We start from the raw sequence: 5,579 nt of genomic DNA, 5'->3' as shown, positions 1-5,579 counted from the left end.
CGGCCAGGGCGAAGCCGTGGTCGGGCACGTCGGGGGCGAGCGCGACCGCCGTCACCAGGGCGCGCAGCCGTTCGGCGTCGTCGCGGGTCGCCGCGGCGAGCCGCCGCCAGGACGCGGCCGACGCGCGCCGGTGTTCGCGGGCGGCCGGCGACAGGGCGCGGACAGCCTCGTAGCCCAGGGAATCGGCGGGCGCCTCGCAGCGCCAGGCGTCGTCGTAGCGCAGGGGCGGCGCCGGCGCGTGCCCGCAGCCCGCGGCGAGAACCGCCGCCAGCGCCGCCGCGATGTACCAGCCGAACCGCATGACCGCTCCCTCGCCTTGCCGGACCCGTCCGGGACCATGTCGCATTCCAGCCCAATCCGGCGGCGAACGCAAGAACGCAACGCGACAGGCTCTTTACGGGCCCGGTGGGAAGAAGTTCACCGCATCCGGCCGCGGCTCCTTGACATCCGCGTCGGCATCCGGATAACTTGCGCGCGGGGCCCACGGACGGGCGCCCCGACCCCACACCCCCGACTCGCGAGGACCGACATGCCACGGATGGACGCCCGGACCGCCGCCCTGCTGATCGTCTCGTGCCTGCTCCCCACCGCCGCCGCCGCCCTGTCCGGCGCCTACTCCTCCGCCATCGTCATGGAGGAGCGCAGCGGCGAGATCCTGTTCGCCGAGAACGAGCACGCCCGCCTCGCCCCGGCCTCGATGGTCAAGATGATGACCGAGCTGGTGGTGCTCGAGCACGCCGCGCGCGGCGAGCTGACGCTCGACGACATGGTGACGGTGTCCGCGCGGGCCAGCCGCATCGGCGGTTCGCAGGTCTACCTGAAGGAGGGCGAGGTCTTCACGGTCCGCGACCTGCTGATGGCCCTGGCGATCCACTCGGGCAACGACGCCGGCGTGGCCCTGGCCGAGCACGTCGCCGGCACCGACGACGCCTTCGTCGTGCTGATGAACGCCCGCGCCCGCGAGCTCGGCATGCGCGACACCGTGTTCCACAGCGTGCACGGCCTGCCGCCGGCCCGCGGCCAGTCGAGCGACCTCTCCTCGGCCCACGACATGGCCCTGCTGGGGCGCGAGATCTGCCGCCACCCGGAATCGCTGTCCTGGGCCGTGATGGACCAGGTGCCCTTCCGCAACGGCCAGTTCATGCTGCGCAACCCCAACCCCCTGGTCGGCAAGCTGCGCGGCCTGGAGGGCATCAAGACCGGCTACACCGTCGAGGCCGGCTTCTGCCTCACCGCGGCCGCCACCCAGAAGGGCGTGCGCCTGATCTCGGTGGTGATGGGCGCCAAGACCAACGCCTCCCGCGGCAGCGAGACCAGCCGCCTGCTGGCCCGCGCCTTCACGGAGTATTCCCCGGTGAAACTGGTGCCGGCCGCGGGCGACTCCTGCCCCCGCCAGATCCCGGTCAAGGGCGGCAAGCTCAAGACCGCCGGGCTGGTCTTCACGCAGCCCCTGGAGGTCGGCGTCCGCAAGGCCCGGGCCGGCGACGTGACCCTGCGCTACGAGCTGCCGGACCGCATCGAGGCCCCCGCGGCCGCCGGCGCCGTGGTCGGCAAGGCCGTCGCGGAGCTGGACGGCAAGCCGCTGGGCGAGGTGCCCATCGCCCTGTCCGCCGCCGTGATCAAGGGCAGCTTCTGGGACCGGGTTTTCAAGCGCTGATCCCGGCCGGATCGAGACTTCTGCGCGCGGGCGGATTGTGCAACAATCCGCCCGCTTCGTCGTTCAAACATGGTTGTGCCGTCCCGATGAATCCCCCGATCCGGATCCCCGAGGAGTGATCATGAGCATGCGTTCCTGGCCCCTGGCCGTCCTGATCCTGCTCGCAGCGGGGCTGCCCGCCGCCGCCGCCGAATTCGACGCGCAGGACATGCGCCTGCTGCGCAACCCCGACCTCCACGGCGGCACCATCGTGTTCGTCCAGGGCGGCGACATCTGGACGGTCCCGGCCGCGGGCGGCGAGGCCCGCCGTCTCACCACCCACGTCGGCTTCGAGTCGCAGCCCAAGTTCTCCCCGGACGGGAAGTGGATCGCGTTCTCGGGCGACTACGACGGCAATCGGGACGTCTACGTGATCCCCGCCGCCGGCGGCGAGCCCCGGCGCCTCACCTGGCACCCGCTGGGCGACCGGCTCATCGACTGGCAGCCCGACGGCAAGGCGGTGCGCTTCCAGAGTTCGCGCACCAGCTTCACGATGCGCGAGCAGCAGCTCTGGACGGTGCCGCTCGCGGGCGGCCTGCCGGAGATGCTGCCCCTGCCCGAGGGCGGCCTGTCGAGCTGGTCGCCGGACGGCCGCCGCCTCGCCTACAACCGCATCACCTCGGAGGGCCGCACCTGGAAGCGCTACCAGGGCGGCATGGCCCAGGACATCTGGATCCACGATTTCGACAAGAACACCACGACCCGGATCACCGACTGGCCCGGCGCCGAGAACTACCCGATGTGGCACGGCGACACGATCTACTTCACCAGCGACCGCACCGGCCGCCTCCAGATCTGGGCCTACGACACCGTGGGCGGAGGCTTCCGGCAGGTGACCGACCACCCCGAGTACGACGTCAAGGAACCGAGCCTCGGCGACGACGCCATCGTCTACGAGAACGGCGGCTGGCTGCACGTGCTGGACCTCGCGACCGGGAAGTCGCGCCAGGTGACCGTGGCCGTGCGCGACGACTTCTTCCGCACGCGGCCGGCCTTCGTGGAGGCGTCGGGCCGCATCACCGGCTCCGGCCTCGGACCCGACGCGCAGCGGGCCGTCTTCTCGGCCCGCGGCGAGATCTTCACCGTCCCGGCGGAGAAGGGCGACGTGCGCAACCTCACCGGCACCCCCGCGGTGAACGAGATCCTGCCCGCTTGGTCGCCGGACGGCAAGTGGATCGCCTACTTCGGCGACGCCGACGGCGAGTACGAACTGACCCTGCGCCGCGGCGACGGCAGCGGCGAGGAGCGCCGGCTGACCTCGGGCAGCGGCACCTACTACGTCGGGCTGAACTGGTCGCCCGACAGCCGCAAGCTCCTGACCTACGACGCCGCCATGATGCTGCGCTGGGTCGACGCCGACAGCGGCGAGCAGCACGACATCGGCCGCAGCCCCACCGAGCGCAGCTTCGACGCGCAGTGGAGCCCGGACAGCCGCTGGGTGGCCTTCGCCGAGGCCGAGGACAACGACTTCTCCTCGATCTTCCTCTTCGACACCGAGAAGGGCACGCGGACCCGCGTCACCACCTCGATGACCGACGACACGTCGCCCACGTTCTCCCCCGACGGGAAGTACCTGTACTTCGCCTCGGAGCGCAGCTTCCAGCCCCGCTTCGGCCCCTACGACCAGGTCCCCCACTGGAACGAGACGACCTGCCTGTACCTGACGACCCTGCAGGCCGACGCGCCGCACCCCTTCCCGCCCGAGAGCGACGAGGTCGCCGTCGAGGGCGAGGAGGACGGGAAGGACGAAGACAAGGCCGAAGACGGCAAGAAGGACGACCAAGAGAAGAAGAACGACCAAGAGAAGAAGGACGGCGAAGGGAAGGACGGCGACAAGGCGAAGGTCGAGCCCACGGTCATCGACCTCGAGGGCATCGGCAACCGCATCGTCGGCCTGGACGTACCGCCCGGCAACTACCGGAACCTGGCCGCGGCCGAGGGCAAGCTGTTCTACCTGAAGGCCGGGCCGGACGGCGACGACAACCAGATCATGGTCTTCGACCTCGAGAAGCGCGAGGCCGAGACCGTGCTCGCCAAGGCCGACGGGTTCGAGCTGGACGCCAAGGGCGCGAAGCTCCTCTACCGGGAAGGCAAGACCTACGGCATCGTCGCCGCGGCCGCCGACCAGAAGCCGGCCGAGAAGCCGCTGCGCGTCGCGGAGATGAAGGCCCGCAGCGACCCCCGCGCCGAGTGGCGGCAGATGTTCCACGACGCCTGGCGCCTGGAGAGCGACTTCTTCTACGACCCGGGCATGCACGGCGTCGACTGGGACCGCATGCACGAGCGCTACGGCCAGCTGGTCCCCTACGTGACCGACCGCCGCGACCTGGACTACATCCTGGGCGAGCTGATCGGCGAGCTGGGCGCCGGCCACGCCTACGTCAACGGCAGCGACGAAGCGCCGAAGGCCAAGGCGGTGGGCGTCGGCCTGCTGGGCGCCGACCTCCGGCTCGACGCCGGCTCGGGCCGCTACCGGCTGGTGAACATCCTGACCGAGCGCGACTGGAACGAGGACCAGCGCACGCCCCTGTTCGGACCGGGCATCGACGTGCGCGAAGGCGATTACCTGCTGGCCGTGGACGGCAAGCCGCTGCAGGCCCCGACGAACCCCTACTCCCTGTTCGAGAACAGGGTCGACGTCCGCACCGTCCTGACCGTGGCTGACAAGCCCGACGGCGAGAAGCGCGAAGTCGCCGTCCTGCCGATCGCCTCGGAGACCGGGCTGCGCTACGTCCGCTGGGTCGAGGGCAACCGCCGCAAGGTGGCCGAGCTGTCGGGCGGCAAGGTCGGCTACCTCCACCTGCCCGACACCGCGGTCGACGGCGTGCAGGCCTTCGCCCAGGCCTACTACCCGCAGGTGCGCCAGGAGGGCCTGATCATCGACGAGCGCTTCAACAGCGGCGGCTTCATCCCCGACTTCCTGCTGAACATCCTGGGCCAGGACTTCCTGAATCTCTGGAAGCCCCGCTACGGCCAGGACTGGCGCACGCCGGGCACGGCCTTCCACGGGCCGCTGGTCATGGTCAGCAACTCGCACGCCGGCTCGGGCGGCGACGCCCTGCCCTACTACTTCAAGAAGTACGGGCTGGGCAAGGTCGTCGGCACCCGCACCTGGGGCGGCCTGATCGGCATCAGCAGCCGGATCCAGCTGATGGACGGCGGGCTGGTGACCTTCCCCGAGTTCGGCCTGTTCAACCTCGAGGGCGAGTGGGACGTCGAGAACCACGGCGTCGATCCCGACATCGTGGTCGAGAACCTGCCCGAGGACGTCAACCGCGGTCGCGACCCGCAGCTCGAACGGGCGGTGCAGGAGGTGCTGGCGGCGATGAAGGATCGGCCGGCGCTGCCTGGGGCCCCCGCTTTCCCGCGGGACAGGTAGCGATCGATCGACATCCCGCTGACGTCGGACGCCCTCCGGTCACCTCGTGTGACCGGGGGGCTCGACTTTTGCCGGCCGGGGCGATTCGGGCCAGGTCGTGGCCAGATCCCTGGCGGTGGGCGACTGAAAGCGGCGGTGCCGCCGCAGGGCCTCGGCCATATCTCGATATTATTCAACACGTTGACTTCATGCCAGGAATGGTGGGCGACCGTGGGGCTGGCCGGGGATTTGCTCTCTGGAATCCATCAGGTTCCGACGGAGCATCCCGATCCCGGAGGCAGAGATGACCGGCCTGCACGCCAATCGCGTCTCGATCGTCATTCCCGTGTTCAACAAGCGCGAGCTGACCGAGGCCTGTCTCGACGCGCTGCGACGCCACGCGCCGGCGGGAGTCGAGATCGTCGTGGTGGACAACGGCTCGACCGACGGTTCGGCGGCGTGGTTGCGGAACCTGCACGAGCGCGGCGAGATCCGCGCCGTGCTGAACCCGGAGAACCTCGGCTT

4 protein-coding genes are annotated in these 5,579 nt (G+C 70.5%); 3 read left to right on the top strand and 1 reads right to left on the bottom strand.

The annotated features are described in order from the left end of the window. On the bottom strand, positions 1–301 hold a 301-nt coding region (locus tag Q7W29_14120), incomplete at its 3' end, for a hypothetical protein (protein MDO9172958.1). Positions 302–529: 228 nt separating this feature from the next. On the opposite strand from Q7W29_14120, the gene Q7W29_14115 reads away from it, so the two are divergent. From Q7W29_14115 to Q7W29_14105, 3 genes are all read left to right on the top strand, one after another. Further along, the gene (locus tag Q7W29_14115; protein MDO9172957.1) at positions 530–1,657 is read left to right on the top strand and encodes a D-alanyl-D-alanine carboxypeptidase family protein; all 1,128 of its coding nucleotides are present in this window, start codon (positions 530–532) and stop codon (positions 1,655–1,657) included. A 121-nt stretch (positions 1,658–1,778) separates the two neighbouring features. Further along, entirely contained in the window at positions 1,779–5,075 is a 3,297-nt protein-coding gene (locus Q7W29_14110) for a PDZ domain-containing protein (protein MDO9172956.1), read from the top strand. Positions 5,076–5,358: 283 nt separating this feature from the next. Then, the coding region (locus tag Q7W29_14105) for a glycosyltransferase (protein ID MDO9172955.1) at positions 5,359–5,579 on the top strand (221 nt) is incomplete at its 3' end.

This window comes from bacterium, from assembly GCA_030654305.1.
Lineage (GTDB): Bacteria > Krumholzibacteriota > Krumholzibacteriia > LZORAL124-64-63 > LZORAL124-64-63 > PNOJ01.
Note: the sequence above shows the minus strand (reverse complement) of the source record. Positions and strands in the feature narration are given on the sequence as shown.